The 25,482-nt window shown below is 33.8% G+C and carries 30 protein-coding genes and 1 tRNA gene; 19 read left to right on the top strand and 12 right to left on the bottom strand.

Annotation, left to right across the window (positions count from 1 at the left end; translation table 11 throughout):
* On the top strand, positions 1 to 702 hold the full coding sequence (locus LPC20_RS06085) for a hypothetical protein (protein ID WP_229323519.1): 702 nt from the start codon (positions 1 to 3) through the stop codon (positions 700 to 702).
* A 1-nt stretch (position 703) separates the two neighbouring features.
* Here the strand turns inward: LPC20_RS06085 and LPC20_RS06080 are convergent, their stop codons facing one another.
* Entirely contained in the window at positions 704 to 3,172 is a 2,469-nt protein-coding gene (locus LPC20_RS06080; protein ID WP_229323517.1) for a TonB-dependent receptor, read from the bottom strand.
* 4 nt (positions 3,173 to 3,176) lie between these two features.
* Positions 3,177 to 4,871 carry a M23 family metallopeptidase gene (locus LPC20_RS06075; protein WP_229323515.1) on the bottom strand — a complete coding sequence of 565 codons (1,695 nt, stop codon included), beginning with the start codon at positions 4,869 to 4,871 and terminating at the stop codon, positions 3,177 to 3,179.
* A gap of 180 nt (positions 4,872 to 5,051) precedes the next feature.
* On the opposite strand from LPC20_RS06075, the gene LPC20_RS06070 reads away from it, so the two are divergent.
* The 3 genes from LPC20_RS06070 (at position 5,052) to rny (ending at position 7,414) form a co-directional block, all read left to right on the top strand.
* A complete protein-coding gene (locus tag LPC20_RS06070; protein WP_229323513.1) occupies positions 5,052 to 5,342 on the top strand; it encodes a hypothetical protein in 291 nt (96 codons plus the stop codon).
* A 4-nt stretch (positions 5,343 to 5,346) separates the two neighbouring features.
* Positions 5,347 to 5,640 carry a cell division protein ZapA gene (locus tag LPC20_RS06065; protein ID WP_229323511.1) on the top strand — a complete coding sequence of 98 codons (294 nt, stop codon included), beginning with the start codon at positions 5,347 to 5,349 and terminating at the stop codon, positions 5,638 to 5,640.
* A gap of 208 nt (positions 5,641 to 5,848) precedes the next feature.
* Complete coding sequence (gene rny, locus LPC20_RS06060; RefSeq protein WP_229323509.1) at positions 5,849 to 7,414, top strand: ribonuclease Y; 1,566 nt, start codon at positions 5,849 to 5,851, stop codon at positions 7,412 to 7,414.
* Between the two features lie 61 nt (positions 7,415 to 7,475).
* Here the strand turns inward: rny and xerD are convergent, their stop codons facing one another.
* The gene (gene xerD / locus LPC20_RS06055; protein ID WP_229323507.1) at positions 7,476 to 8,375 is read right to left on the bottom strand and encodes a site-specific tyrosine recombinase XerD; all 900 of its coding nucleotides are present in this window, start codon (positions 8,373 to 8,375) and stop codon (positions 7,476 to 7,478) included.
* Between the two features lie 201 nt (positions 8,376 to 8,576).
* On the opposite strand from xerD, the gene LPC20_RS06050 reads away from it, so the two are divergent.
* Entirely contained in the window at positions 8,577 to 9,146 is a 570-nt protein-coding gene (locus LPC20_RS06050) for a porin family protein (RefSeq protein WP_229323505.1), read from the top strand.
* Positions 9,147 to 9,221: 75 nt separating this feature from the next.
* Positions 9,222 to 9,635 carry a type II 3-dehydroquinate dehydratase gene (gene aroQ, locus LPC20_RS06045; RefSeq protein ID WP_229323502.1) on the top strand — a complete coding sequence of 138 codons (414 nt, stop codon included), beginning with the start codon at positions 9,222 to 9,224 and terminating at the stop codon, positions 9,633 to 9,635.
* Positions 9,636 to 9,681: 46 nt separating this feature from the next.
* On the opposite strand, the gene LPC20_RS06040 is transcribed toward aroQ, so the two are convergent.
* From LPC20_RS06040 to LPC20_RS06025, 4 genes are all read right to left on the bottom strand, one after another.
* Positions 9,682 to 10,557, bottom strand: a complete 876-nt coding sequence (locus LPC20_RS06040; RefSeq protein ID WP_229323500.1) for a cation diffusion facilitator family transporter — start codon at positions 10,555 to 10,557, stop codon at positions 9,682 to 9,684.
* 86 nt (positions 10,558 to 10,643) lie between these two features.
* A complete protein-coding gene (gene murA / locus LPC20_RS06035; RefSeq protein ID WP_229323497.1) occupies positions 10,644 to 11,957 on the bottom strand; it encodes a UDP-N-acetylglucosamine 1-carboxyvinyltransferase in 1,314 nt (437 codons plus the stop codon).
* Positions 11,958 to 12,674 carry a DUF4290 domain-containing protein gene (locus LPC20_RS06030; protein ID WP_229323495.1) on the bottom strand — a complete coding sequence of 239 codons (717 nt, stop codon included), beginning with the start codon at positions 12,672 to 12,674 and terminating at the stop codon, positions 11,958 to 11,960. It lies immediately after the preceding gene.
* A gap of 3 nt (positions 12,675 to 12,677) precedes the next feature.
* Complete coding sequence (locus LPC20_RS06025; protein ID WP_229323493.1) at positions 12,678 to 12,974, bottom strand: DUF493 family protein; 297 nt, start codon at positions 12,972 to 12,974, stop codon at positions 12,678 to 12,680.
* A gap of 149 nt (positions 12,975 to 13,123) precedes the next feature.
* Between LPC20_RS06025 and LPC20_RS06020 the strand changes: the two genes are divergently transcribed.
* The 5 genes from LPC20_RS06020 (at position 13,124) to LPC20_RS06000 (ending at position 17,698) form a co-directional block, all read left to right on the top strand.
* Positions 13,124 to 13,663 (top strand): AAA family ATPase, encoded by a 540-nt coding sequence (locus tag LPC20_RS06020; RefSeq protein WP_229323491.1) that lies wholly within the window; start codon positions 13,124 to 13,126, stop codon positions 13,661 to 13,663.
* Positions 13,664 to 13,725: 62 nt separating this feature from the next.
* Positions 13,726 to 15,621 (top strand): RecQ family ATP-dependent DNA helicase, encoded by a 1,896-nt coding sequence (locus tag LPC20_RS06015; protein WP_229323489.1) that lies wholly within the window; start codon positions 13,726 to 13,728, stop codon positions 15,619 to 15,621.
* Complete coding sequence (fmt, locus tag LPC20_RS06010; protein WP_229323486.1) at positions 15,621 to 16,568, top strand: methionyl-tRNA formyltransferase; 948 nt, start codon at positions 15,621 to 15,623, stop codon at positions 16,566 to 16,568. Before LPC20_RS06015 ends, fmt begins: the two co-directional genes overlap by 1 nt.
* Before the next feature lie 178 nt (positions 16,569 to 16,746).
* On the top strand, positions 16,747 to 17,019 hold the full coding sequence (locus LPC20_RS06005) for an HU family DNA-binding protein (protein ID WP_229323484.1): 273 nt from the start codon (positions 16,747 to 16,749) through the stop codon (positions 17,017 to 17,019).
* Between the two features lie 118 nt (positions 17,020 to 17,137).
* The gene (locus LPC20_RS06000; RefSeq protein WP_229323482.1) at positions 17,138 to 17,698 is read left to right on the top strand and encodes a YqgE/AlgH family protein; all 561 of its coding nucleotides are present in this window, start codon (positions 17,138 to 17,140) and stop codon (positions 17,696 to 17,698) included.
* Here the strand turns inward: LPC20_RS06000 and LPC20_RS05995 are convergent.
* Together LPC20_RS05995 and LPC20_RS05990 are read right to left on the bottom strand one after the other, a co-directional pair.
* A complete protein-coding gene (locus LPC20_RS05995; RefSeq protein ID WP_229323480.1) occupies positions 17,695 to 18,528 on the bottom strand; it encodes an aminotransferase class IV in 834 nt (277 codons plus the stop codon). The two genes, LPC20_RS06000 and LPC20_RS05995, sit on opposite strands and share 4 nt — an antisense overlap.
* Before the next feature lie 51 nt (positions 18,529 to 18,579).
* Positions 18,580 to 18,972, bottom strand: a complete 393-nt coding sequence (locus LPC20_RS05990; RefSeq protein ID WP_229323478.1) for an START-like domain-containing protein — start codon at positions 18,970 to 18,972, stop codon at positions 18,580 to 18,582.
* 148 nt (positions 18,973 to 19,120) lie between these two features.
* On the opposite strand from LPC20_RS05990, the gene LPC20_RS05985 reads away from it, so the two are divergent.
* Positions 19,121 to 19,197 (top strand) — tRNA-Met (locus LPC20_RS05985).
* A 56-nt stretch (positions 19,198 to 19,253) separates the two neighbouring features.
* Here the strand turns inward: LPC20_RS05985 and LPC20_RS05980 are convergent.
* Positions 19,254 to 19,697: a hypothetical protein gene (locus tag LPC20_RS05980; protein ID WP_229323476.1), complete on the bottom strand. Its 444-nt coding sequence runs from the start codon at positions 19,695 to 19,697 to the stop codon at positions 19,254 to 19,256.
* 87 nt (positions 19,698 to 19,784) lie between these two features.
* A complete protein-coding gene (gene fbp / locus LPC20_RS05975) occupies positions 19,785 to 20,783 on the bottom strand; it encodes a class 1 fructose-bisphosphatase (RefSeq protein ID WP_229323474.1) in 999 nt (332 codons plus the stop codon).
* A gap of 235 nt (positions 20,784 to 21,018) precedes the next feature.
* Here fbp and LPC20_RS05970 point away from each other — a divergent pair, with 235 nt between their 5' ends.
* The 5 genes from LPC20_RS05970 (at position 21,019) to LPC20_RS05950 (ending at position 23,868) form a co-directional block, all read left to right on the top strand.
* Positions 21,019 to 21,345 (top strand): ArsR/SmtB family transcription factor, encoded by a 327-nt coding sequence (locus tag LPC20_RS05970; RefSeq protein WP_229323471.1) that lies wholly within the window; start codon positions 21,019 to 21,021, stop codon positions 21,343 to 21,345.
* Positions 21,346 to 21,360: 15 nt separating this feature from the next.
* A complete protein-coding gene (locus tag LPC20_RS05965; RefSeq protein ID WP_229323469.1) occupies positions 21,361 to 21,834 on the top strand; it encodes a DUF6428 family protein in 474 nt (157 codons plus the stop codon).
* A 16-nt stretch (positions 21,835 to 21,850) separates the two neighbouring features.
* Positions 21,851 to 22,474 (top strand): arsenate-mycothiol transferase ArsC, encoded by a 624-nt coding sequence (locus tag LPC20_RS05960; protein WP_229323467.1) that lies wholly within the window; start codon positions 21,851 to 21,853, stop codon positions 22,472 to 22,474.
* A gap of 29 nt (positions 22,475 to 22,503) precedes the next feature.
* Positions 22,504 to 23,544: an ACR3 family arsenite efflux transporter gene (gene arsB, locus LPC20_RS05955; RefSeq protein ID WP_229323464.1), complete on the top strand. Its 1,041-nt coding sequence runs from the start codon at positions 22,504 to 22,506 to the stop codon at positions 23,542 to 23,544.
* Between the two features lie 114 nt (positions 23,545 to 23,658).
* A complete protein-coding gene (locus LPC20_RS05950) occupies positions 23,659 to 23,868 on the top strand; it encodes a hypothetical protein (protein WP_229323462.1) in 210 nt (69 codons plus the stop codon).
* Positions 23,869 to 23,926: 58 nt separating this feature from the next.
* Here LPC20_RS05950 and LPC20_RS05945 read toward each other — a convergent pair whose 3' ends face one another.
* The gene (locus tag LPC20_RS05945; RefSeq protein ID WP_229323460.1) at positions 23,927 to 24,379 is read right to left on the bottom strand and encodes a DUF4442 domain-containing protein; all 453 of its coding nucleotides are present in this window, start codon (positions 24,377 to 24,379) and stop codon (positions 23,927 to 23,929) included.
* 201 nt (positions 24,380 to 24,580) lie between these two features.
* Between LPC20_RS05945 and LPC20_RS05940 the strand changes: the two genes are divergently transcribed.
* Positions 24,581 to 25,039: a DUF4870 domain-containing protein gene (locus LPC20_RS05940; protein ID WP_229323458.1), complete on the top strand. Its 459-nt coding sequence runs from the start codon at positions 24,581 to 24,583 to the stop codon at positions 25,037 to 25,039.
* Between the two features lie 108 nt (positions 25,040 to 25,147).
* A complete protein-coding gene (locus LPC20_RS05935; RefSeq protein ID WP_229323456.1) occupies positions 25,148 to 25,480 on the top strand; it encodes a PadR family transcriptional regulator in 333 nt (110 codons plus the stop codon).
* Positions 25,481 to 25,482 lie beyond the last annotated feature (2 nt).

The raw sequence follows: 25,482 nt of genomic DNA, 5'->3' as shown, positions 1-25,482 counted from the left end.
ATGTATTTATCAAGTCCAAATATTAAACTCCCTGAAGATCCAAACACCATTGTTTGGAAATATTTGGATTTGTCTAAATTTTTGGATTTGTTACTTTCTCAAAAGTTATTCATGTCGCGTTCTGATAAATTTGAAGACCAATACGAAGGTACTTTTAGCGAACCCACTTTTGAGGAGATTAAAAAATTAGCTGTTAACAATCCTGAATTTTTAAATTATTACAAAACCCACCGCGAAAAAGTAGCTATTAGTAGTTGGCACATCAATGAATACGAATCTTTCGCTATGTGGCAAATTTTCACACAAAACAGTGAAGGATTGGCTATCCAATCTACTATTGGGCGATTGCAAAAAGCATTGGAACCTGAAAAAAACTTAAAGCAATACATCGGGCAAGTGAATTATATCGATTATAAGAAAGAATATATTCCGTTTGATGATTTATTTTTTCCCTTCTTGTTCAAACGAAAAAGCTTTCAATACGAACGTGAAGTCCGAATTATATCTGATACTTCCGATACTAAAATCAACATTAATGATGGAATTAAAATCAATGTGGATATCAGCCAATTGATTGATAAAATTTACATTCATCCAAAATCTGAAAACTGGTACAAAAACTTGGTTATAGAATTAGTATCTAAATTAGGTTTTGATATTGAAATTGAAAAATCAGATTTAGAAAGTGATATCTTAATTTAGACTATAATTTAGCCGTCAATTTGATATTAAAAACTCGTGTAGTCATGTAATTCGGAATAGCGTATTGATTTTTAGAATACACATCCCGAACCCAAGTATTGGTGATCGCATTTTGATTATTAAATAGATTAAATATCTCTGCTCCTACAGCTAATTCTTTAAAATTACCTAGCCAATTCTTCTTCTTTGAATTACTATAATTATCAATCAATACTTTAGAAAAACCAACATCCGCTCGACGGTAATCCCGCAGTCTATTTTGATATTGATACGGATCTGCATACGAAGGAGAACCGCCTGGTAATCCCGTATTATAGACTAAATTTAAATACACTTTCATACTCGGAATAGTGGGCATATAATCTTGAAATAAAATACCAAACTTTAATAACTGGTCCGTTGGTCGCGCAATATATCCTCTGTTTTCACTATTTTCCTCTGTTTTCAAATACCCAAAACTAAACCAAGACTCCGTTCCGGGAACAAATTCCCCATTCAATCGGAAGTCAAGACCTTGTGCATAGGCCTTCGCCAAATTGTTGGCTGCATACCGAATACGAACATTATCAATTGTATAGGTATTAACATCCGACATGGATTTAAAATAGAGTTCAGAAACCAATTTAAACGGACGATTCCACATCTTAAAATTGTAGTCATTCGCAACCACTAAATGAACAGATTGCTGGGCTTTGACATTAGTTTGTACTATGCCATCGGCGTCACGTAATTCTCTATAAAAAGGAGGCTGGTAATACAGTCCGCCGGATAGTCTGAATAGAATATCCTTTTCCCAATTGGGTTGAATGGCTATTTGTGCGCGCGGACTCCAAACAAATTGTGACTTTCCTAAAGCATTAGTTCCAGCTACTTCCCAATGCTGAAAACGCAAACCTGCATTGTACCAAAGCTTAGCAGACCCTAAATTAGACTTTGAATTCCATTGGGCAAAACCTGAGAATCTATTGATGGTGTTAAAATTTGTAGCACGCACATTTTGATAGGGAACAAGTGGTCCAGAATAGATGGTATTTGGCTCATCACGTTGAGGTAAAATAGTAGGAGGTGGAATCGAAAAACCAAGCGAATCAATGACTTCCCACTCCACTACTCGATCACGAATAGACTCTCGAGTATATTTTACTCCCCAGTCCAATTGGCTTTTCTTCCAATCATGAAATCCTTTCAATTCGATAGTAGCAATTAAAGCATCTAGATTATTTCGGGCGTGGTTTAACTGTGATCCAATACCACGCGAATAGGAAACTTTTCCGTAATTTTCAGAAGCAACATTGTTATCTACTTCCCCTAAACGATATTGAGCCAAAATATCAAAGTGCTCTTGTTCAACAGTATGATAGAGTGAGCTTATCAACTTTAAACTAAATGTCTCAATAGGCTTAAAAGTAGTTTTAATTGCTCCAAAATAAGTACCGTAGCTATTTTTTTCTTGTCCTTCATAAAAGACTAAAAGTGCCATAGGCTGGTCTAGAGTTCCAAAATTAGTTTGGCGCGTCAAAGGTTGGTATTCGTAGTTATTTTTAGAAATAGTACCTAAAAAACTCCACTGCCATTTGGCGGAAGCCTGATAATATATATTGGTTTGGACATCAACAAAGGAAGGAGTAAAATTAGTTTGTGTTTCTTGACTATTCACCAAAAGACTATTGTTGCGGTACCGAACTCCTGTAACAGCTGACCACTTTTTATTTTTTGAAACAGCGTCAACAGACAAACTCCCTCCTAAGAAACTAGCCTCAAAATTAGCTCCGAATGCGGTTGGTTTTCGATACGTAATGTCTAAAACAGAAGACAATTTATCTCCGTATTTAGCCTGAAACCCACCAGCAGAAAAGTCAATATTCTGGACTAAATCTGAATTGATAAAACTCAATCCTTCTTGCTGACCTGATCGAATTAAGAAAGGACGATACACTTCAACTTCGTTAACATAGACTAAATTTTCATCATAATTTCCACCACGAACACCGTACTGACTACTTAATTCATTATTAGAATTGACTCCTGCCAAAGTCTTTAACACATTCTCAACACCTGCATTCGCTCCAGGAGTTTTTCGCAAAATCTCTGGAGTAATTGATGTAATACCTTGAATTCGATTCTTATTTTTTGAAGACACAATTACTTCTCCCATTTGTTCTATCCTAGTATTCATAATAGGATTGAATTCAAAAATTGCATTGGGTTGTAAAGAAATTATTGCACTTACTGATTTAAATGCCAGATGAGAAAAAACAATAGTCGTTTTCTTTTGGGCGGGAATAGGCAGCTCATAAAAGCCATTACTATTGGATCGGGTGGAATTAGTTTCGCTAGAAATAGCAACATTCGCTATAGGAACCTTATTCTCATCTAAAACGACACCTTTAACTCTAGCATTTTGTGCCAAAGAGATAAAAGATACCCCTAAAAAGAAAAAATAAATGCTAAATGTTAGACTGTTTTTCAAACGATTATTTTTTTACACTCCGATTAAATCGAGTTTCAAAGGTAGTAGAATTTCCCATAGCATCTGACACAATTAGTTTCAACTCATTAGACCCATTCAAAAGAAATTCGTCATTAAAAACATGAGTAATGGTATTGGTCTTATTGTCGTACTCAAACAAAACCCAACGTCCGTTCAGAAACCCATTATACTTTTTTATGCCAGAACCTGTATCTGAAATTTGCAATTGGATTGCGTCTTGACTTATCCATTTTCCTTCAATTGACTTTGCTAATGTTATCTTAGGGGCTAACGTATCTGCAACTAATTTGTATTTCCCTAAAATCTTAACCTTAGCTGAAAAAGTAGTGTCTCTTCTGAAAGTTGGATTGTAAATTAATTTATCTCCTTCAATTCGTGCAATATAGGTTTTATCCTGTTTTTCTTTTGGAATTAAACAATCTGAAATAGTAATGGTGAAATTTGTATGTGCTGGTACACTGTCGTCATGAAGGTGTAAAATACTGTTTCGTACATCAAAATTCATTGTAAAATCATCGTAAAAAGTACCAGCAGGAAAAAATACAGAAGCATTGTCTTTTTCAAAAATATTATCTTTTATAGATTTTACAAAATATTTAGAAATTGTGGGTTCAGCAGGAACTAAAACTGGGGTTGTATCATATTGAATGGGTACAGAAATAATTGTTTTATTTCCAAAAAAATCACCCACTTCAATTCGGTATATCCCATCTAAATTGGGTACTGGGGAAATTTGACCTTTCGCTTCATCCGTCTTGATAAAAGGCAAATTATATTTAGAATTCATAAATAATTTTTGCACCCGCTGTTTCGTCTTTTTGTATTTGGAATAATCGATTAAGGCATTAATATAACGCATATCATCAAATGAATACGTATCGAATTGGTAACCAAAAGTTGCTTGTCCATTCAGAATTGAATGCACACTATACACTCCATTTTTATTGAATGAAATGTCATCGTAATCATCTGCAACAATTCCAAATCCAATAGGTCCATTAGCCAACACTTTATCTGAAATAAATCCACCCTCCTTTTGCATAGAAAAATTGATTAAAATAGGACGTTTGGATTTATTTACTGTTGTCGAGGGAGTTAACGGGTAAACATACAAAGCAGAAACTATTGGTTTTTTAGTGTCTTTAATTAAATTATCATAACCAAAAAGCATTGGGTTAATAATAAACTCTGTTTTTGAATCGCGAATTTCAAAATGCAAATGAGGCCCTTCTGAAGCTCCTGAATTACCCGATAAAGCAATCCACTCCCCTTTTTGTACTGGAATTTCTCCCGGTTTGAGATACATTTCAATTTCAAAAGCTTGTTCTTTATAATGCGTTTTTGTTATAAAATCCTGAATGGAACCTACTGCCTTCTGCAGATGAGCATAAACTGATGTATACCCATTTGGATGTGATATATAGATTGTTTTTCCGTTACCAAAAGTCGAAATTTTAATTCGAGAGACATAGCCTTCAGCCACAGCAAAAACCTTCAAACCTTCTTTTTGTTGGGTTTTAAAATCAAATCCTGCATGAAAATGATTCGGACGTAATTCTCCGAAATTCCCCGATAACTGCATAGGAATATCCAAAGGAGAACCAAAATAATCTTTAGGAAAATTATTTTGTGCCACTAATGAAATAGAAAAAAGAAAATAAAAAATAATGAGGCGCATATCAATTTATTTTGGCTAAGATAAAAAAACAAAATCACAAATAAAATCTGATTCAACTCAAATCCGTAACCCTTTGTATCCTAATAATTTAGTTGTTTTTCAATAAAAAAGCAAATAAACTATTGTATTAATAAAAAGGAATACTAACTTTGTAAGATTAAGTAATGAATTGGAATACTAATGAGTGTGATTGCTGAAATAATTGATACTCTTGAAAATAAGATTGAAAAACTCTTCGCTAGGAATACTAGTTTAGAGCAACTCAATCTAGAATTAAAGACCGAATTATCCAACACAAATGCTATCATACAAAACCAATCTCGTGAGATTGATTCTTTGAAAAAAGAGTATGAAGCACTCAAAATAGCCAACTCATTGCTCGGCAGTGAAGAAAACAAAAGAGATACTAAGCTTAAAATAAATTCGTTAATTCGCGAAATTGATTACTGCATAGCACAGCTATCAGATTAAAATTATGGACGAAAAGCTTAAAATAAAAATATCAATTGCAGATCGAGTTTACCCATTAACGGTAGACCCATCTCAAGAAGAAGGACTTCGAAGTGCTTCTAAAAAGATTGATACCATGATTAAGCAATTTGAAGAAAATTATGCTGTTCGAGACAAGCAAGATGTATTGGCCATGTGTGCCCTACAATTTGCTTCTCAAGTAGAACAAAAGCAAATCGATAACGCAATTGACGGAGAAGAAACTATCGAAAGATTGAATAAAATCAATACGATATTAGACAACTATCTCAATAAATAATACGTTCTTACATAGACTAAGATACTGCCTACATTAGTTCAATTTGGTAAACTCAACACTAACAATTTAGAATGAGCAAATCATCACTACTATAGCATGCCCTACTTTGGTAAGGAAGCTTGAACAGTGAGTTAGCTCAAAACTTGTCTTTTCGAGTTTATACAAGCACCTAATGTAGGCTTTTTTTATACATCAATTTTTAATTAACATGGACAACATAGTAACAATCATTATTACCGGAATAGTAGGAGTAGTAGCTGGTTTTGCAATTGCAAAAATCTTAGAAAAAAGCAACATTTCGAACCTAATAAAGACAGCGAAAAAAGAAGCAGCATCTATTATCAAAGACGCTAATTTTGAAGCAGAAAACATCAAAAAAGATAAAATTCTTCAAGCTAAAGAAAAGTTTATCGAATTGAAATCTGAACACGAACAAGTAATTTTAGCTCGTGATAAAAAAGTAGCTGAAGTAGAAAAAAGAGTTCGCGATAAAGAATCTCTAATTTCAAATGAATTGGCTAAAGCCAAAAGAGTAAACGACGACTACGAAGCTAAAACACTTGAGTATACTTCTAAATTGGAAATCTTAGAAAAGAAGCAAGCCGAAGTAGAAAGAATGCATAAAAGTCAGCTGCAACAGTTAGAAGTGATTTCTGGATTATCAGCAGAAGACGCAAAAGAGCAATTAATTGAAGGTTTAAAAGCTGAAGCTAAGACGCAAGCGATGTCTCAAATTCAAGATACTATTGAAGAGGCGAAATTAACTGCACAGCAAGAAGCGAAGAAAATAATCATCAATACCATCCAACGTGTAGGTACAGAAGAAGCAGTTGAAAATTGCGTTTCTGTTTTCAACATTGAATCAGATGATGTAAAAGGTAGAATTATTGGACGTGAAGGACGTAACATTAGAGCGTTAGAAGCCGCTACCGGAGTGGAAATTATAGTAGATGATACTCCTGAAGCAATTATCCTTTCTTGTTTTGATCCAGTACGTAGAGAAATTGCCCGTTTGTCATTACATAAATTAGTAACTGACGGACGAATTCACCCTGCGCGTATCGAAGAAGTTGTTGCTAAAACTGCAAAACAAATCGATGACGAAATCATTGAAGTAGGTAAACGTACGGTAATTGATTTAGGTATCCACGGATTACACCCTGAATTGATTAAAGTGGTAGGTAGAATGAAATACCGTTCATCTTACGGACAAAACTTATTGCAACACTCACGTGAAGTATCTAAGCTTTGTGGAATTATGGCTGCCGAATTAGGATTGAATGTAAAATTGGCGAAGAGAGCCGGTTTATTACACGATATTGGTAAAGTGCCAGATGCAGAAAGTGATTTACCACACGCTTTATTAGGGATGCAATGGGCTGAGAAATACGGTGAGAAAGAAGAAGTATGTAATGCTATTGGAGCGCACCACGACGAGATTGAGATGAAATCATTATTGTCTCCAATCATTCAAGTGTGTGATGCTATTTCAGGAGCAAGACCAGGAGCAAGAAGACAAGTATTGGATTCATACATTCAACGTTTGAAAGATCTTGAAGAAGTAGCTTACGGATTTGGCGGAGTAAAAAGTGCTTACGCGATTCAAGCAGGTAGAGAATTACGTGTAATTGTAGAAAGCGAAAAAGTTTCTGATGACAAAGCATCTAACTTATCATTCGAAATTTCACAAAAAATTCAAACTGAAATGACCTATCCAGGTCAAGTTAAAGTAACAGTAATTAGAGAGACTAGAGCGGTAAATATCGCTAAATAAAGTACTCTATCCCCATAAATAAAAAAAGCCAAATTTCAACTTTGAAATTTGGCCTTTTTATTTAATCCTTTCTGGGATGATAAGTATTCATTACTACGGTTAAGAACCTTCTATCTAAATGCACATATATTTCAGTAGTCGTAATGGACTCGTGCCCTAACATTAATTGAATAGAACGCAAGTCGGCTCCATTTTCTAATAAATGGGTTGCAAAGGAATGGCGTAATGTATGCGGACTGATCGTTTTGTTTAAATTGATTTTGGTTGCCAAATCTTTAATTATAGTAAAAATCATAGCACGGGTAAGCTGACTCCCTCTCCTATTAAGAAAGAGCGTATCTTCAAATCCTTTTTTTACAGCAATATGCGTTCTTATGGTTTCTTTGTATAAAAGAATATATTTTTGAGTCAAATGACCAATGGGTACAAATCGTTGTTTATTTCCCTTTCCCGTTATTTTTACAAAACCTTCATCAAAGAATAAATCGGATATTTTTAAATTGACCAATTCCGAAACACGAAGACCGCAACCGTATAAAGTTTCTAACATTGCTCGATTTCGCTCTCCTTCATTTGATGACAAATCAATAGCGTTGATTAAAGCATCTATTTCTGCTACAGAAAGTGTATCGGGTAGTTTTCTTCCCGTCTTTGGAGTTTCTATTAACTCTAAAGGATTGTCTGAACGATAATCTTCAAAAACCAAATAATTAAAAAAACTTTTTAATCCTGAAATAATTCGAGCTTGCGAACGGGCGTTCACTTGTTTTGAAACACTGTAAATAAATTGCTGAATCGTTTCCTCTGTAATTTTTACTGGCGAAACTTGAATTTGATTTTGCTCTAAAAAAAGACACAAACGATCTACATCAAAAGAATAATTGTCAATAGTATTCTTTGACAATCCCCTTTCGATTCTCAAATACGATTGGTAGTTTTTTATAAAAGTAGTCCAGTTCACTTAACAAAGAAACGCATTTTTTGAAAATAAAGATTGTACATTTGATACTAAATAAATATTTTATTCTGATCTATATAATGATTCGAAAATACATTCTAAAGAAATAAATACCAACACTAAACTGAGGGTAATTAAATATATTTCTTACATTTACACATCAATTATATAATTCACAACCCAATCTTAACAAAACAATTAATCATGAAAAAAAATCTTATTCCAATTTGTATCATCCTAATAACAACACTATCTGCTCATGCACAAATAGTTAAATTAGGTATTAAAGCTGGTGTCAATTACGCTAATCAAAATGGTTCTGATATTACAGTAAACAATGTAAATTATAAATCAGAAGCGATTACCAATTATCACTTTGGTCTTGTTGCAGAACTTCCTCTTGGAGAATCATTTGCCTTTCAACCTGAGGTTTTATATTCCACTGTAGGAGCCAACTACAAAGCAGCTGGAGTACTAGCTGATATAAACAATGAATTAGGCTATATCACAATTCCAGTTTTGGCAAAAATTAATTTAAGCAAGACATTTAGTTTAGACCTTGGTCCCCAAGCTTCTTTTTTAGTAAGCAATAAGGAAAATGTTTTACTAGATGATCCTAAGTCATTTGATTTTGGTGCAGCAGCTGGATTAGGAATCAAAGTTACTAAAAGCATTTTTTTACAAGGTAGATATGTAGTTGGATTGAGCGAGGCATCTACGAATGCTGAAATTAAAAATTCAGTAGTTCAAGTATCCGCTGGATTTTACTTTTAAAACTAAATCAAACTAATTTACATAACCGTTCTATTTATTGGAACGGTTTTTTTATTTTTACAGAAATATCATTGTATGAAAATTTGTATCATTAACGGACCCAACTTAAATCTACTTGGAAAACGAGAACCTGAAGTGTATGGAAACCAAACTTTTGAAGCGTATTTTGATTCTTTAAAATCAAAATTTCCTTCGATTGAATTCCACTATTTCCAAAGCAATATTGAAGGTGAGTTAATCAGTAAAATTCAAGAAGTTGGTTTTACGTATGATGGAATTATCCTAAATGCTGGAGCATATACTCACACTTCTATTGGTATTGGCGATGCTGTAAAAGCAATTACTTCACCCGTTATTGAAGTCCATATTTCGAATACTTTTGGAAGAGAAGAATTCCGTCATCAATCCTACATTTCAGGAAATGCCAAAGGTGTGATTTTAGGATTTGGTCTTAAAAGTTATGAATTGGCGATTCAATCCTTTTTGTAACCAATGAAATTAATAAAAAAAGGCGTTGCAATTGCAACGCCTTTTTTTATTCCGAATCATCTGGTTCGACATGAATTAGAACATGCCCTAACTCAGGTATTTCGGCACGTAATGTGTCTTTCAATTGATGTGCCAAATCATGTCCTTCTTTTACTGTAATTGTTGCCTTCACTGTAGCATGTAAATCGACATGGAATTTCATACCCGACTTACGAATAAAACACTTTTCAGTATCTACAATACCATCTACACTGCTTGCCACTTTTCTTATGTTTTCAATTACATCATCATAAACATGCTCGTCCATAATTTCGCTTAATGCAGGTCTAAAAATGAGATAACTATTGTACACAATGAAACCCGAAGCAAATAAAGCTGCCCAATCATCTGCTGATTCATACCCTTTACCTAAAAACAATGCAACAGAAATACCAATAAAAGCCGCAACAGAAGTAATTGCATCACTTCTATGATGCCAAGCATCTGCTCTCAAAGAAGAACTATTTGTTTCTTTACTTCTTTTCATCACTAATTGAAAAGAGTATTCTTTCCAAATGATGATTAGACCTAAAACATACAATGTCCATGACTTTGGTAAATCATGCGGTGTTCCAATATTCAAGATACTTTCATACGCTATAATCGTAGCCGAAGTAATCAAAAATCCAACTACCAAGAAGGTAATCAATGGTTCCGCCTTTCCATGTCCATACGGATGATTTTCATCTGCAGGTTTGTTAGAATACTTTATTCCAAATAATACCAAAAAAGAGGCAAATATATCTGTTGTAGATTCTATTGCATCTGCAATAAGTGCATAAGAATTTCCGAAAAAACCAGCTAATCCTTTTATGATAGCAAGAGCTGTATTTCCGATAATACTAAAATAAGTAGCTTGTATGGCCGCTTCTACTTTTGGCATTGTATGAGGTGTATAAATTAAAATATCGTTTAGAGATTATAAAAAAATGACTCTAAACGATATTTACTTTTTGATGTCTATTGTAATTAAGCGCGTACAATTTTAGCACCGATAGCTCTTAAACGCTCATCGATTCGCTCATAACCTCTATCAATTTGATCGATATTTTGAATGGTACTTGTTCCTTTTGCCGAAAGCGCTGCAATCAACAAAGAGATTCCCGCACGAATATCTGGAGATGACATTGTAGTAGCCTTTAATTGTGATTTAAAATCATGACCTATAACAACAGCTCTATGTGGATCACACAACATAATTTTGGCGCCCATATCAATCAATTTGTCTACGAAGAACAAACGGCTTTCAAACATTTTTTGATGAATCAAAACATCACCTTTAGCCTGAGTAGCTACAACTAATACAATACTCAATAAATCAGGAGTAAATCCTGGCCATGGTGCATCAGCAATAGTTAATATAGAACCATCAATATCTGTTTTTACTTCATAACCATCCACGTGAGATGGGATATAAATATCATCACCACGTCTTTCCAAAGTGATTCCCAACTTTCTAAATACATTTGGAATAACACCTAAATTATCCCAACTTACATCTTTAATTGTAATTTCTGATTTAGTCATTGCTGCTAAACCAATCCAACTTCCAATTTCGATCATATCAGGAAGAATTCTATGCTCACAACCACCCAAACTTGCAACACCTTCGATAGTCAATAAGTTGGATCCTATTCCTGTAATTTTAGCTCCCATAGAATTTAACATTTTACACAACTGTTGCAAATACGGTTCGCAAGCTGCATTGTAAATAGTAGTAATTCCATTTGCTAAAACAGCCGCCATAACAATATTAGCTGTTCCGGTTACAGATGCTTCATCTAAAAGCATATGTGCTCCCTGCAAACCTTCTGCTGGAGTTTCTACTCCATAGAAATGATCTTCTTTGTTGTATCTAAATTTGGCACCCAAATTAATAAATCCTTCGAAGTGAGTGTCTAAACGTCGTCTTCCAATTTTATCTCCACCTGGTTTTGGAATGTATCCTTTTCCAAAACGAGCCAAAAGCGGTCCAACAATCATAATAGAACCACGAAGTGCACCACCTTCTTTTTTGAAAGCTTCAGTCTCAAGGTAATTTACATTCACCTCATCAGCTTGAAATGTATACGAATTAGGTCCGTTTTTTTTGATTTTAACTCCTAAATTACCTAATAAAGTAATTAATTTATTGATATCAATAATGTCTGGAACATTAGTAATTGTAACTTTTTCTGGAGTTAATAATATAGCACAAAGTATTTGTAAAGCTTCATTTTTTGCTCCTTGTGGTGTGATTTCTCCTTTTAGACGAACGCCACCTTCTATTTTGAAAATTCCCATTTAATTCGATTTATTTTTTTGAAATGTTTTTGATTTTCCTTGCTTATTGTTTTTGTTTCCTTGGATCTTTGGCTGACCTGAAGGAGAGATTTTATTAGATACGCGTTTATTAGTTCGTAATAAATCAGTAGTATTAATTAACTCCTCTGTGCTTTGAAGTAAGTTTAATTTGCCATCTGATAATTCATATAAGTGTTCAAAAATCACATCATCTTTCACTGTATCTTTATTCCAACTCAGGTATGATTTTTTCATGTGATTGGCTATAACTTTAACCAATGCATTTTTCATTTCACCGTCTTCCCATTTATTGGCCACATCAATCATGTATTTGATATTGTTTCCATAATAACGATATTTTGGAAAATTCTGTGGGTATTGAAGTACATCTGGACGAAGTTGCAATACTTCTCGAGATGGAATTGGGTACGGAGATACTACATCTAATTTAAAATCAGACATAATAAATAATTGATCCCACAGTTTGTGCTGAAAATCAGGTACATCACGCAAGTGAGGATTCAATGTACCCATGACTTGGATAATGTATTTTGCTGCTTTATTTCGCTCCTCAGCATCTTCAATAAGCGTAGCTTGATCAATTAATTTCTGCAAATGACGCCCATACTCTGGAATAATTAAATGCGATCTTTCTGCATTATATTCCAAGTGGTGCACTACTTCATTTGCTATTTCTTTGGTGTATTTTAAACTCATATTTTATAAGGAAACGATTCCTTCTATTACAGATACTTCAATGTATTTATCAATTATTTCTTGCGCGTCTTTCATTTGGACATCCACCGAAACACTAGTGAACTTACCTGTTTTAGATTTTGTAGTTTTAATCACAGCACCCATACAATCAAAAGCATTTTCTACGCGCTGCACATTATCATCAACAGAGGGAACAATAAATTTGAATAAGTATTCAGCTGGCCAAGAGTTACTCCTGTCCAACTCTGCCTTTAATCTCTCGTAAAATTCCGCCGTCGTTTTTTCTTTTTCTTGATCCATTACTGTACTAAAAATTAACGCAAATATAAGGTATTGATTTTAGAATTTAGAATTTCAACTCGTTTTTTGAGCCTAATAAGTCTGTTGCATCAGAATATTTTTTTAATTACCATTTTGATTCGGTAAATTTGCGACTTATTTATTTTAAAGTGCAAAAAGAAATCATTGTAATTATTGGCGGACCTGGAACAGGAAAAACAACTATCATAGATGAGTTAGTTCGATTAGGGCATTGTTGCTATCCAGAAATTTCCAGACAAGTAACTGCCGAAGCACAAAAACAAGGAATTGAACAATTGTTTTTAGAAAAGCCATTACTTTTTAGCGAACTTTTGTTAGAAGGAAGAAAAAAACAGTTTCTAGACGCACACAAAGAACCACACAATATTGTGTTTTTAGATCGAGGCATTCCAGACGTTTTGGCTTATATGCATTACATTGGCGACAGCTATCCTGCTTTTTTTGATGCAGCTTGCAAAGAACATATTTACTCAAAAATATTTATTTTACCTCCTTGGGAAGACATTTATGTAAGTGACCAAGAACGCTATGAGAATTTTGAACAAGCGCAATTAATCCATAATCATTTGGTAGAAACCTACCAAAAGTATGGATACGAATTAATTGAGGTTCCGAAAGATAGCGTAGATAAAAGAATTCTTTTTATCTTAGATAAAATTTCAAACTAAATAACACAATGTAGCAGTGATTCACTATTGCATTGAAAACCTAAAGTAGCGCCCTGAAATCGATGCAAACAGCACTAGCTATTCTTCAGAAATATTGGAAACACGATCAGTTCCGATCGCTACAAAATGAAATTATAGATTCTGTGGTTGGCGGTAAGGACACTTTGGCTATACTGCCAACAGGTGGTGGTAAATCCATTTGCTTTCAAGTTCCTGCTCTAATGCAAGAAGGAATTTGTTTGGTAATTTCTCCATTAGTGGCTTTAATGAAAGACCAAGTCGCTAATTTGCAAGCACGCAACATCAAAGCCATTGCTTTAACTGGCGGAATCCGTTCCGAAGAAATGATTGATTTGTTAGACAATTGTCAGTTTGGAAACTACAAATTTCTGTATTTGTCTCCTGAACGTTTACAGTCGGATTGGATTTTGGACCGCATCAAAAACCTACCCATCAACCTTATTGCTATTGACGAAGCGCATTGTGTTTCGCAATGGGGACATGATTTTAGACCTGCTTATTTAAAAATATCCGATTTAAAGAAACACTTTCAAAAAATTCCTTTTTTGGCTTTAACTGCCACAGCAACGCCTAGAGTTAAAGAGGATATAATTACGGAAACCGGATTACAAAATCCGTCTGTCTTTCAAAAATCATTTGCAAGAGACAACATTGCCTATATGGTAATTGAAGCTGAGGACAAATTGTACAAAATAGAGCAAATTCTCAAAAAGAATCCGGAACCTTCTATTATATATGTGCGCAATCGGAGGTCATGTATTGACATTGCAAATCAACTTAAAGCTTTGGGCTTTCAGGCAACTTATTATCACGGTGGGCTTTCGCCAAAGGAAAAAGAAACCAATATGTCCATTTGGATGCAGGAAGAAGCTCAAGTTATGGTGGCGACCAATGCCTTTGGAATGGGAATTGACAAAGCGAATGTCAAAACAGTAATGCATATTCAACTACCCGACAATATTGAGAATTATTACCAAGAATCAGGACGAGCAGGACGCGATGGCGAAAAAGCCTTTGCTATTTTATTGACTAATCCTTCGGATAATTTACAAGCTGAAAACCAATTCTTATTGAATTTACCCGACAAGACATTTTTAAACTCAGTCTTTATCAAACTTTGCAATTACTTTCAGATTGCGTATGGAGAGGGTTTCAATGAGCAATTTGCTTTCAACCTGAATCATTTTTGTTTGAAATACAATTTCCCTACTCTTAAAACCTATAATGCAATTCAGTTTCTAGATAGACAGGGGATTATCAATTTGTCTCAAGAATTTTCTGAAAAGATAAGTTTACAATTTTTGATTCCTTCAAAAGAAGTAATTCGCTACAATAGTTTACATCCCAATGATGAAGAAATCATACTCACTATTTTGCGAACATATCCTGGAATTTATGAAATGCAAACCGCTTTCAATTTGGATTTTATTGCTAAAAAATCCAATCATAAACCAAATGAAGTTCAGGCTGTATTGCACAAGCTAAAAGAAAAAGGCATTGTAAGTTATAATGCAAAAAATAATGACGCTTCCATTTTATTTAATGAAATTCGCGAAGACGAACGAACCATTAATCGAGTAGCTAAATATTTAGAACGCCAAAACCAACTCAAGAAGGATCAATTGCATTCGGTTCTTAATTATGTAAATGAAAAGAAACGATGTAAGAACCAAATTATCCTGAGCTATTTTGGAGAAGAAACAAAAAGCGAATGCGGAATTTGCTCTTATTGTATTGGAAAGAAGAAAACGGTTCCTAAATTACAATCCGTAACGACTCAACTATTAGAGTTGTTACAAAAAGAGTCCCTCAATTCAAGAGAAATTCAAGAGCGAACACAATTAGATTCTGAAACCGTAATCAAAGGACTTCAGAAGCTATTAGAAGAAGAAAAAATCGTCCTTAAGGCGAATAACAACTATACTATACATATATAATGGAAAAACTACGAATAGTTTTTATGGGTACGCCCGAGTTTGCCGTTGGCATTTTAGATACTATTTTACAGAATAAGTACGAAGTAGTTGGCGTAATTACCGCAGCAGACAAACCCGCTGGACGCGGACAAAAATTAAAATATTCTGCAGTGAAAGAATATGCTTTGGACAACAACTTAAGTTTACTGCAACCTACTAATTTAAAAGACGAAAGTTTTTTAACTGAATTGAAAGCGTTAAATGCTAACCTACAAATTGTGGTGGCCTTTAGAATGCTACCCAAAGTGGTTTGGGAAATGCCTTCGTTAGGTACTTTCAATTTACACGCTTCCCTCTTGCCTAATTATAGAGGTGCAGCGCCTATTAACTGGGCGATTATCAATGGAGAAAATAAAACGGGTGTAACTACCTTCTTTATTGATGATAAGATAGATACTGGCGCTATGATTTTGAAAGCTGAAACTCCTATTGCTCAAAATGAATCAGCGGGAGAATTACACGACCGATTGATGTTACTAGGTAGTGAAACTGTTATCAATACTTTAGCCTTGATAGAAAAAGGAAATGTAGTCACCACTGTTCAACAAGACGATAGCGAAATTAAAACCGCTTATAAACTCAATAAGGAAAACTGCAAAATAGATTGGACTAAACCAGCCGCTGAAATACATAATCTTATAAGAGGACTAAGTCCATATCCAGCCACTTGGTGTTATATAAGTGACAAAGGAGAAGAATGGAATGTTAAAATATATGAAGCAATTCCGATTCTTGAATTACACGCATTACCCATTGGACAACTACTATGCAGCAAGAAAGAAATGAAAATTGCTGTTGCAAATGGGTTTATTCAGATAGAAAGCATTCAATTTCCAGGTAAAAAGAAGATGAAAACTGCCGAATTACTCAATGGAATTCAATTTTCTGGGGAGGCAAAAGCGCATTAAAACCTAAAAAAGTGAGCATTTATAACGTTTTCGTGGTAAAAAACAGATGCTTTATGAACAAATAACTCAAGTTATTAACAAATTAGCCATAAAATGAGCTTAGCCTTTGCACAGAAAGGATTTCCTGCTAAATTTGTTTAACAATTTTTTTTTAACCAACAATTAATAACTAATTATTATGAACAAATCAGAATTAATCGACGCTATCGCTGCTGACGCAGGAATTACTAAAGCAGCTGCTAAATTGGCTTTAGAATCATTTTTAGGAAATGTAAGTGGTACTTTGAAAAAAGGTGGAAGAGTATCATTAGTAGGTTTCGGATCTTGGTCAGTTTCTAAAAGAGCTGCAAGAGATGGTAGAAACCCACAAACTGGAAAAACTATCAAAATCGCTGCTAAGAATGTTGTAAAATTCAAAGCTGGAGCTGATTTAGAAGGAGCTGTAAACTAATTAAAGCTTTCCTGATATACTAAAACCTTCCCTTCGGAAGGTTTTTTTATGTTATTATATTTCAAATTGTCCTATTGATTTTAAAATAATTGTTAATTTTAATCAAAAATAAGGAAGTATGTTATCAGTAAAATTAGAAAAAGGGCAACTTCTTGTTGCTGATCCAGACTTGATTGGTGATGTTTCTTTCAATAAAGCAGTAATTCTATTGACAGATCATCACGAACAAGGGTCGGTAGGGTTTATAATAAATAAACCTTTGAAATTTACTATTCAAGATATAGTACCTGATATTATTGGAAATTTCAAAATTTACAATGGTGGTCCGGTAGAGCAAGATAATTTATACTTTTTGCACAATGTGCCCGACGTAATCCCAAACAGTATCGAAATCTCAAATGGAATTTATTGGGGAGGCTGCTTTGATACCGTCAAAGAATTACTAAATAAACAAGAGATAAATAAAGACAATATACGATTTTTCTTAGGATATACTGGTTGGGGTGAAACACAACTTGAAACAGAGATGGAACAAAAATCATGGATAGTTACTCCTAATAATTATAAAAATAAAATTATCGGAAAAACTACATCTCAAATTTGGAAAGAAAAAATTATTGAAATAGGTGGCGACTATCTTATCTGGTCCAATGCACCTGAAAATCCTTACCTGAATTAATTCAAAATTAGTTCGTTTAATTTTTCAACCAAACTACTGGCTAAATCCGTTTTAAATTCTTTTTTCCTATATTTTGTAATGGATTGAATTCCTTTTATAACATTGGTGTAGAATAATTCATCTGCTTTTTGCAAATCAAAAGGTGAAATTATTTCTTCAACAACTTCTAATCCCTCCATTTTTTTAGCCAAAGCAATAAGCTGTTTTCTCAAAATACCATTACAACAACCTTCAGAAATTGGAGGTGTGATCAATTTAGTTCCCTGAAGCATAAAAATATTCCCTTGGAGTACTTCGACTACGTTTTTGCTTTCGTTAAGTAAAATACAGTTGTCCAAATCATTTTCATTGGCATAAATACTAGCGGCAACATGAAGTACTTTATTTGTAGTTTTCAAAGTAGATAGTAACTGCTTACTAATGTAAAAATCTTTATACAAATCCACTTCACAGGATTTAGATTCCAAAACGTAAACTTGGTTTTGTAAAGGTGTCGCATGAATTAAATACGAAATTGTGTTGGTTAAAGGTAAATAATACCCCCCATCATTGCGATAGACTGTAATCCTAACCCTAGCAGAATCAAGAAAACCCTCATTTTTTACAGTTGAAAGTAGTTGCTCTTCAAAAAATTCCATAGTAAAATCCAGCGGGATTTCCATTCGCAAAATTCGCATCGAAGCCATCAGTCTAAAATAATGGTCTTCAAGAAAAAGAATTTTACCTTGTACAATTTTTAAAGTTTCGAAAACCGCGTCACCATATAAAAAACTACGATTATGCGTTAACTTGTTCTCAAATGCAGTAGTATCTCCGTTACAATTATCCATAAAAAAAGCCCTGAATTTATTCAGGGCAAATATAAGTCAAAAATAAATTTACTACACTGATCCGATAAGATGTTTTAAATCGGACACTTGATTTTCCCATAGCTGTTTAGCCTCATCCAACTCGTCTTTGGGTGCAAAATCAATAATAAGTAAGGATACATCTTTTGTTAACTCATCTTCTAAAATATGAATTTCAAAAAAATACTCGGTATCTTTAGCGTTATCATCTACCCATTTGAACTTTACCTTTTCACCCGATTTTTTAGACGCTAATCTTGCTTTCTCTTCAGAGTCATTCCAAATGAAAGTAAAAAATTCGCCACGAGAATTTACATTATCTGCAAACCATTCTGATAAGCCAGAAGGAGTAGCAATATATTGATACAATAATTGAGGGGAAGAATTAATGGGAAACTCTATCTCATAGCGTACTTTTGGTTCCATGTATACTGTTTAATTTTTTTGAAATATAAGAATATAAAGTCAAAAAAAAAGTGTTTTTAAAAATATTTTTTTGTTAAATATTACTTGGAAACGATATTATTATTTCTATATTTGCACCCGCATTGCAAGATGCATAACCCATAGAATTGGCGAGATAGCTCAGTTGGTTAGAGCGCAGGATTCATAACCCTGAGGTCCCGAGTTCAAATCTCGGTCTCGCTACCAAAAGTAAAACCCCTAATACCAAAGTGTTAGGGGTTTTTAAATTTACAACTTACTAATTATTTCATTCTGAAATAAAACCGAGTGATAAAAATTCCATCACCATCGCCTTTTCCAGCATCACTTTCTACACCGCTCACAATGTTAAATAATTCCCATCCATCCTTACTATATTTGTTCAACATAGAAGTAACCATAGCGTCATTAGAAGCAATATTCTGAAAATTAATTCCTACCAAACTGTAAAAATTAACTAAAGTGGATTCCTTTAAATTGTCAATTTTGACATCGCTACGGTCTTTATCGGTTTTCTCTTTTCCTTCTTTAGTTCTGGTTGTTGTGAATTGTGTGTAGTCAACTTCTGTTCCGTTTTCAATAATTCGGGATCGACCTATACCACCTGGAACAACAGATTCGATAGTAGTTACAATTTTGTATTGAAAACCTTGTGCGTTTACAAACAAACCTGCCATGAGTAAAGCAGTAATAATAATTTTTTTCATTTCAATAGATTTTGGGATTTATAATGACAAATATGCTAAAAAAAAATGAAAACAATAAATTAATTAATTCTAATAAATTTGAAAACATTAGAGCATAAATTTTTCTAGTGTATCAACCATATTTTTACTGCCGCAGAAAAAAGGAATTCGCTGGTGCAACTCTGTTGGCTGTAGTTCCATAATTCTATTCTTACCATCAGATGCTTTACCTCCAGCTTGCTCCACTACAAAAGCTAAAGGATTACACTCATACAACAAACGAAGTTTCCCTTTAGGAGATTTTGAACTAGTTGGATACAAATAAATGCCACCTTTAATCATGTTGCGATGGATATCTGAAACTAAACTACCTATGTATCTTGAAGTATATGGTCTATCCTCTTCCTCCATTTGACAATACTTAATATAATCTTTAACACCTTGTGGAAACTGACGATAATTGCCCTCATTGACAGAATAAATAGAACCGTTCTCTGGAAATCTCATATTAGGGTGAGACAAATAAAAAGTTCCAATAGCTGGATTTAAGGTAAAACCATTAACACCATGTCCGGTTGTATAAACTAACATGGTCGAAGTGCCATAAATTACATAACCCGCAGCTACTTGATTTACTCCTGGCTGTAAAAAATCGGCTAAAGTAACTGGAGTTCCCAAGGGAGTAATTCGTCTGTAAACCGAAAAAATAGTCCCCACAGAAACATTGACATCAATATTAGAAGAGCCATCTAGGGGATCCATTAACACAACATACTTATTAGAATTACTCTTATCTGAACCTTCAATCGTGATAAAATCATCATTCTCTTCAGAAGCAATTCCGCATACAATTTCTCTATTGATTAGTGTTTGAATAAAAACCTCATTGGCATAAACATCTAATTTTTGTTGGTCTTCACCTTGAATATTTTGTTCTCCAACCGCACCTACAATATCCACTAAACCCGCTTTATTCACTTTGTAGTTAACCACTTTTGCAGCCAAACGAATCGAATTAATTATACGCGATAATTCTCCAGATGAATATTGAAAATCATTTTGGTTTTCGATTATAAACTCGCCTAGGGTTTTGTTTTTATTACTCATGATGATCTATTAAATGGGTTAGAATTCCAATAAATTTAGGATTACGAAAATTAAAAATATCTCCTGTAAAATTAGTAAAAATTTACATTATTTAAGAAATAGATGCGTTTTGTTTATCAAAACATTTAAATCAAATGAAAAAGATGTCATATTCTCAATTCAATTCGTAGAAGTAAATAAAATAATGTTTGGTAGTAATATTTATCGTAATATTGCAATATAAAAATATAATGAAATGGGAATAACAAAAACAGAACATTTTACAACTACACAAAATGAATTAGCCATCTTAGCTAAAGCAATGGGACATCCTGCTCGAATTGCTATCATTGAATACTTATTAAAAACGGAATCCTGCATTTGTGGTGACATCGTTAACGAATTACCTCTTGCCCAGCCTACCGTTTCACAACACCTGAAAGAATTAAAAAATGCAGGTCTAATTAAAGGGAATATAGAAGGAAACGCTATTTGTTATTGTTTGAACGAAGAAGGATTTACCAAATTAAAAGGCTTTTTCGAGACTATTACTTCCTACCTTACTACTAAAGAATGTTGTTAACTAAAATCAAAATTCATGACACTATCAGCAATTAAATCCGAATTACAAAAAGCAACTACAATCGCTTTTCAGTTGCCTAATGGCGAACTCATAGCACCTCACTTTCATGTAACAGAAGTAGGTAAAATAACCAAACACTTTATTGATTGTGGCGGAACCATTCGAAGCGAAGAAGTAGCCAATTTTCAATTGTGGGAAGCGCAAGATTACGACCATCGTTTGCATCCTGAAAAACTTTTGAACATCATCGAATTATCAGAACAAAAGTTAGGTTTAACCGATTTAGAAATCGAAGTAGAATACCAAATGAAAGATAGTATTGGAAAATTTGGGTTGGAATTCGATGGAACCCACTTTCAACTGACTTCAAAAATAACCAACTGTTTAGCACCAGACCACTGCGGTATTCCAGAAAGTAAAATGCCTAAAGTAGGCGAATGGAAAGCAAAAGCAACTTCTTGTTGTACCCCTGATTCAGGTTGTTGTTAAACAAAAATATTTAAATATGCACCCACAATTAAGTAGCACCTTAGAAAATAGTTCAAAACTCATAATTTCAGAGGAACGAATCGCAGTTTTACAACCTTTAGTTGAATACATCCAAACCAAAATTAACAACCTTGAAACCATTCAATTGAATTTTATTTGTACTCACAATTCGCGCCGAAGTCATTTGTCTCAAATTTGGGCACAAACTATGGCGTATCATTTCGGAATCAAAAATGTATTTTGCTATTCGGGCGGAACCGAAGCAACGGCTATGTTTTCAAAAGTAGGCGAAACACTGACTAATCAGGGGTTTCAAATACAACAATTAAGCAGTGATAACAATCCTGTGTATGCTGTGAAATTTGATAAAAACGAAGCAGCAATTATCTGTTTTTCTAAAACCTTTGATAATGCCTTCAATCCAACTAGTGGTTTCGCAGCCATTATGACTTGTTCCTCTGCTGATGAAGAATGTCCTTTCATTGCAGGTGCCGAAAAACGCTTTCCCATTCGCTACGACGATCCTAAAGCATTTGACGGAACCGATTTAATGGATGCGAAATATGCTGAGCGAAGCTTGGAGATTGCTTCAGAACTGTATTTTGTTTTTTCACAAATAAAATCTCCTGCAAGGTTTTAAAAATCTTGCAGGTATTATAATTAACAAATATGAAAAAAAGACTTAATTTTTTAGACCGATTTTTAACCCTTTGGATATTCTTAGCTATGGCAATTGGGGTGTCAATTGGATACTTTATACCCAACACGGTTAGTTTCATCAACTCCTTTTCTTCAGGAACAACCAATATTCCTTTAGCTATTGGACTGATTTTAATGATGTACCCGCCTTTGACCAAAATTGATTTTTCAAAAGTCCCACAGATGTTTGAAAAACCAAAATTGCTTACTGCTTCCTTTTTCATAACCTGGATTGTAGGTCCCTTTTTAATGTTTTCTTTGGCAATTTTATTCTTACGAGACTATCCTGAATACATGACCGGATTAATTGTGATAGGTTTGGCGCCATGTATTGCGATGGTTATTGTTTGGAACGAACTCGCCGAAGGCAATCGCGAACTCACCGCAGGACTAATAGGTATCAATAGTTTGCTACAAGTGTTCTTTTTTAGTTTGTATGCGTATTTCTATCTCGAAATTATGTTGCCGCTTTTTGGCATTAAAGGATTAGCGTTGAACATTACTGTTGCTGAAATTGCGCAAACCGTTGGAATCTATTTGGGCATTCCTTTTGCATTAGCCGTAACTAGTCGGTATGCTATTAAGAAATACATCGGTGAGAAATGGTTCAATCAGCGATTTATTCCTTTTGTTTCTCCCATTACTTTGATAGCCTTATTGTTTACTATTGTAGTTATGTTTAGTTTGAAAGGTGAAATGATAGTTGATTTACCACTTGATGTACTTCGAATTGCCTTACCTCTTGTTATTTTCTTCGCTATCATGTTTACATTGATGTTTTTTGTCAGTAAAAAAATTGGCGCCAATTACCGTGATGCCGTTGCACTTTCTTTCACTGCTTCTGGAAATAATTTTGAACTAGCAATCGCTGTTTCTATTGGAGTTTTCGGAATCAATAGCGGACAAGCCTTCGCGGGTGTAATTGGTCCGCTAGTAGAAGTTCCAGCGTTGATCGCATTAGTAAATGTGGCATTTTGGTGGAGGAAAAAGTATTATAAGACAACTCAATAACAGCCAATCAATTAAGTTATACTTTTAAGCAAAATTTAACTTCTCCTAAAAATCAACTTAAAAAAAATTTCTATATTTGTTAAAGTAAAAACCAAATCCAATAAAACGAAAGATATGAAAAAAGTAATTGCAATAGTGGCCGTAGCTTTGTTTACAGTAAGCATGAATGCTCAAGAGCCAAAACAAGAAAAAAAAGAAATGGCATGTTGTTCAAAAAATGCTAAAAAGTCAAGTGACGAAGTAGCGAAATGCCAAGCTAAATGTAAAGCTGAAGGAAAAAAATGTGATGCTAAAGCACATAAAGCATCAGGAAAAAAATGCTAATCTAAAGTATAATCATTTTTTATTTACAACAAAAAGCCTCTTGATAGAGGCTTTTTTGTTATTTAACACGAACACTCCATTCAAAATCCATTTCAGAAACTTGAACGCCTTGTTCATTCATGCCAATGGATTTCATCCAAAAGGTTTGACCCTCACCAGTTGCAATTGTTTTTTGAATTGCTTCTTCAATCAGATGCCCATCGTTACATGTAAATGTAATTCGGCCAGTAGCCTTTTTAGTAAAGTTCCCTTTATTATTGGCTACTAACATGGATATTTTTCTTCCACTTTTTTGAATGTGATACATGACTAAAGCGCCTGTACTCAACTCAGCTCCCATCGCTTGGACTGCAAAATACATCGACTGAAAAGGATTTTGATTGATCCAACGGTGTTTTACTGAAACTATACATTCAGTTGCATCAATAGTTTTTACACGGACCCCACAAATAAAAGCAGACGGTAATTTGAAAAATAAAAATTGATTCAGTTTTGAAGCTGTAATTGTCATAATTGCTAATTTTTGTAAAAATAGTAAATTGAGTTAAATAAGTAACAATTAATACTATTCGAAAAAAACTCAACAAACACTAAGGTTAAACCATATACAATCATTTTGAAATGTTAATATTATGTTAATATTTACTACTATGTAAAGCAAGATACTGTTTTTAAGATATATATTTGCATAAGAAATTACTATATACAAATTATGATGCTAACAAATACAGAAAAAAATTGGGCTACAGTGACCCATATTGGAGCTTTTGGTCAATATCTTTTCCCATTTGGGAATTTTGTCATTCCTATAATTATTTGGAGTTCCAAAAAAAACGAGTCGGAATTTATTGATAACAATGGAAAACAATGTATTAATTTTCAATTGAGTGTGATTTTGTACTCGTTGATTTTAGGTGCTATTTTTGTTCCTGCCTTTTTTATCACTTTTCTAAGTCATGTAACTTTTAATGAATTGATTCACGACAGAAATTTTATTGTTCAGGATTTGAACTTTTCAGATAATATTGGATTAATTACCACTGGAGCAATTGCTATATTCTTTTTAGTTTGTCTTAAAATAGCTGAATTTTTCTTAATCATTCAAGCGGCAGTTAAAACAGCTAACGGAGAAAACTATAGCTATCCTTTAACTATAAAATTCATGAAATAACAGACACCCCTAGCCCTGATTGTAATGAAAATCCTTTTTATGTAGCGCAGCAAAATAAAAAGATTGCAATGGAAAGCGAGAAATAGCTCTTAAAAAAAAATAAAAAAAATGAATATAGAAAATACAAAAGCCCAAATGCGCAAAGGGGTTCTCGAGTTTTGCATACTCTCGGTTTTAAAAGAGAAATATGCCTACACCTCAGAGATTTTAGACACCTTAAAAAACGCAAAATTATTAGTGGTAGAGGGTACGATTTATCCGTTGTTGACTCGATTGAAAAACGATGGATTATTAGATTATCGTTGGGAAGAATCGACGTCCGGACCACCTAGAAAATATTATGGTTTGACTGAAGACGGACAAACTTTTTTAACTGAATTACACGGCACTTGGATGGAATTATCGAATGCCGTAAACTTAATTACCAATCAAAACGAATAGTC

The organism is Flavobacterium ammonificans (assembly GCF_020886115.1).
GTDB classification, from domain to species: Bacteria; Bacteroidota; Bacteroidia; order Flavobacteriales; family Flavobacteriaceae; genus Flavobacterium; species Flavobacterium ammonificans.
Note: the sequence above shows the minus strand (reverse complement) of the source record. Positions and strands in the feature narration are given on the sequence as shown.

Bases quoted from the DNA above. Each gene is read 5' to 3' on its own strand.
- aroQ (WP_229323502.1), top strand. From the start codon at position 9,222: ATGAAAATTTGTATCATTAACGGACCCAACTTAAATCTACTTGGAAAA.
- LPC20_RS06065 (WP_229323511.1), top strand. From the start codon at position 5,347: ATGGACGAAAAGCTTAAAATAAAAATATCAATTGCAGATCGAGTTTAC.
- LPC20_RS06040 (WP_229323500.1), bottom strand. From the start codon at position 10,557: ATGCCAAAAGTAGAAGCGGCCATACAAGCTACTTATTTTAGTATTATC.
- LPC20_RS06015 (WP_229323489.1), top strand. From the start codon at position 13,726: ATGCAAACAGCACTAGCTATTCTTCAGAAATATTGGAAACACGATCAG.
- LPC20_RS05970 (WP_229323471.1), top strand. From the start codon at position 21,019: ATGGGAATAACAAAAACAGAACATTTTACAACTACACAAAATGAATTA.
- LPC20_RS05965 (WP_229323469.1), top strand. From the start codon at position 21,361: ATGACACTATCAGCAATTAAATCCGAATTACAAAAAGCAACTACAATC.
- LPC20_RS06025 (WP_229323493.1), bottom strand. From the start codon at position 12,974: ATGGATCAAGAAAAAGAAAAAACGACGGCGGAATTTTACGAGAGATTA.
- arsB (WP_229323464.1), top strand. From the start codon at position 22,504: ATGAAAAAAAGACTTAATTTTTTAGACCGATTTTTAACCCTTTGGATA.
- LPC20_RS06000 (WP_229323482.1), top strand. From the start codon at position 17,138: ATGTTATCAGTAAAATTAGAAAAAGGGCAACTTCTTGTTGCTGATCCA.
- LPC20_RS05940 (WP_229323458.1), top strand. From the start codon at position 24,581: ATGATGCTAACAAATACAGAAAAAAATTGGGCTACAGTGACCCATATT.
- LPC20_RS05945 (WP_229323460.1), bottom strand. From the start codon at position 24,379: ATGACAATTACAGCTTCAAAACTGAATCAATTTTTATTTTTCAAATTA.
- rny (WP_229323509.1), top strand. From the start codon at position 5,849: ATGGACAACATAGTAACAATCATTATTACCGGAATAGTAGGAGTAGTA.
- LPC20_RS05980 (WP_229323476.1), bottom strand. From the start codon at position 19,697: ATGAAAAAAATTATTATTACTGCTTTACTCATGGCAGGTTTGTTTGTA.
- LPC20_RS06030 (WP_229323495.1), bottom strand. From the start codon at position 12,674: ATGAGTTTAAAATACACCAAAGAAATAGCAAATGAAGTAGTGCACCAC.
- murA (WP_229323497.1), bottom strand. From the start codon at position 11,957: ATGGGAATTTTCAAAATAGAAGGTGGCGTTCGTCTAAAAGGAGAAATC.
- fbp (WP_229323474.1), bottom strand. From the start codon at position 20,783: ATGAGTAATAAAAACAAAACCCTAGGCGAGTTTATAATCGAAAACCAA.
- fmt (WP_229323486.1), top strand. From the start codon at position 15,621: ATGGAAAAACTACGAATAGTTTTTATGGGTACGCCCGAGTTTGCCGTT.
- LPC20_RS05960 (WP_229323467.1), top strand. From the start codon at position 21,851: ATGCACCCACAATTAAGTAGCACCTTAGAAAATAGTTCAAAACTCATA.
- LPC20_RS05990 (WP_229323478.1), bottom strand. From the start codon at position 18,972: ATGGAACCAAAAGTACGCTATGAGATAGAGTTTCCCATTAATTCTTCC.
- LPC20_RS05995 (WP_229323480.1), bottom strand. From the start codon at position 18,528: ATGGATAATTGTAACGGAGATACTACTGCATTTGAGAACAAGTTAACG.
- LPC20_RS05950 (WP_229323462.1), top strand. From the start codon at position 23,659: ATGAAAAAAGTAATTGCAATAGTGGCCGTAGCTTTGTTTACAGTAAGC.
- LPC20_RS06005 (WP_229323484.1), top strand. From the start codon at position 16,747: ATGAACAAATCAGAATTAATCGACGCTATCGCTGCTGACGCAGGAATT.
- LPC20_RS06085 (WP_229323519.1), top strand. From the start codon at position 1: ATGTATTTATCAAGTCCAAATATTAAACTCCCTGAAGATCCAAACACC.
- LPC20_RS06070 (WP_229323513.1), top strand. From the start codon at position 5,052: ATGAGTGTGATTGCTGAAATAATTGATACTCTTGAAAATAAGATTGAA.
- LPC20_RS05935 (WP_229323456.1), top strand. From the start codon at position 25,148: ATGAATATAGAAAATACAAAAGCCCAAATGCGCAAAGGGGTTCTCGAG.
- LPC20_RS06075 (WP_229323515.1), bottom strand. From the start codon at position 4,871: ATGCGCCTCATTATTTTTTATTTTCTTTTTTCTATTTCATTAGTGGCA.
- LPC20_RS06050 (WP_229323505.1), top strand. From the start codon at position 8,577: ATGAAAAAAAATCTTATTCCAATTTGTATCATCCTAATAACAACACTA.